This window comes from Modestobacter lacusdianchii (genome assembly GCF_054177765.1).
On sequence record NZ_JBJJTJ010000065.1, the window covers coordinates 1 to 1,244 of the forward strand.

1 protein-coding gene is annotated in these 1,244 nt (G+C 71.3%); it reads right to left on the bottom strand.

Translation table 11 applies throughout. From position 1 onward, the window contains the following. Positions 1-8 precede the first annotated feature (8 nt). Entirely contained in the window at positions 9-1,196 is a 1,188-nt protein-coding gene (locus tag ACJTNH_RS20720; protein WP_458179160.1) for an IS30 family transposase, read from the bottom strand. Positions 1,197-1,244 lie beyond the last annotated feature (48 nt).

Sequence of the window (1,244 nt, forward strand, 5' to 3'; positions counted from 1 at the left end):
AGGTGAGTTCAAGCGGTCGTTGCATCACCTGTTGGTTGAGGTGGTGAGAGTAGGTCGTTGAGGGCTTCGGCGGGGGTTCGCCAGCCGAGGGTCTGGCGGGGTCGGCCGTTGAGTTCGGCGGCGACCACCGCCAGGTCGGTGGGGGTGTGCACGCTGAGGTCGGTGCCTTTGGGGAAGTACTGGCGGAGCAGTCCGTTGGTGTTCTCGTTGCTGCCGCGTTGCCAGGGTGAGTGCGGGTCGCAGAAGTAGATGGGCAGGTCAGCGGCGAGGGTGATTTCGGCGTGGCGGCGCATCTCCAGTCCCTGGTCCCAGGTCAGGGACAGCCGCAGGTGTTTGGGCAGCTGGCCGATGGCGGCCACGATCGCTTCCTGCAGAGCCAGCGGGTCGGGCTTGCGGCCGGGCAGGTGCAGCAGCAGGCAGAAGCGGGTGGTGCGCTCCACCAGGGTGCCGATGAAGGACTTGTTGGCCGCTCCGGCGATCAGGTCGCCTTCCCAGTGCCCGGGCACGGCCCGGTCAGCGACCTCGGCGGGCCGCTCACTGATCATGATCTTGCCGGGGATGCGGCGGTCGGGATCGGAGCGCCCGTCCACCCGCCGGCGGGGCCGGCGGACCGCCCGCCCGGTGCGCAGGCAGGCGGTCAGTTCCCGGCGCAGCAGACCGCGGCCCTGAACGTAGAGGGCCTGGTAGATGGCCTCGTGGGAGGGGCGCATGGCTGGTTCGTCGGGGAACTCGACGGCCAGGCGCATGGCGATCTGCCGTGGTGAGTACTTGCGTTCCAGATCGGCCTGCACCCGTTCCCGCAGCGGCTCGTGGGCCAGCTTGAACGGCTTGGGGCGGGCTCCGCGGGCTTCGGCGTCGGCCTGGGCGGCCACCGCCCGGTAGGGCCGCCCCGGATGAGCGTGGGCCCAGGCGCCCAGCTCCCGGCTGATCGTGGTCGAGGCCCGCCCCAGCTGGGCGGCGATCTGGCGGGCGGACTGGCCGGCGGCCACCCCGACCGCGATCTCCTCCCGCTCGGTCAGCGACAGGAACCGGCCGGAGGGCTCATGAACATCCAGCGGTGGCACACCGCCAGCTTCCCGGAACCACGCCCGACCGCGCTGCCCACTGATCCGGGCCCGCGCAGAAGCCGCCGCCGTCGGCAGCCCCTCAGCAATTCCCGCCCAGAACACCCGCATGTTCGCCCGCGTCGCCACCATCGACAGCACCCCTCAGCTGGGGTGATGCGACGACCCCCTGACACCGGG

Excerpts from the sequence above, each read along its gene's own strand:
- ACJTNH_RS20720 (WP_458179160.1), bottom strand. The coding sequence starts at position 1,196 with ATGGTGGCGACGCGGGCGAACATGCGGGTGTTCTGGGCGGGAATTGCT.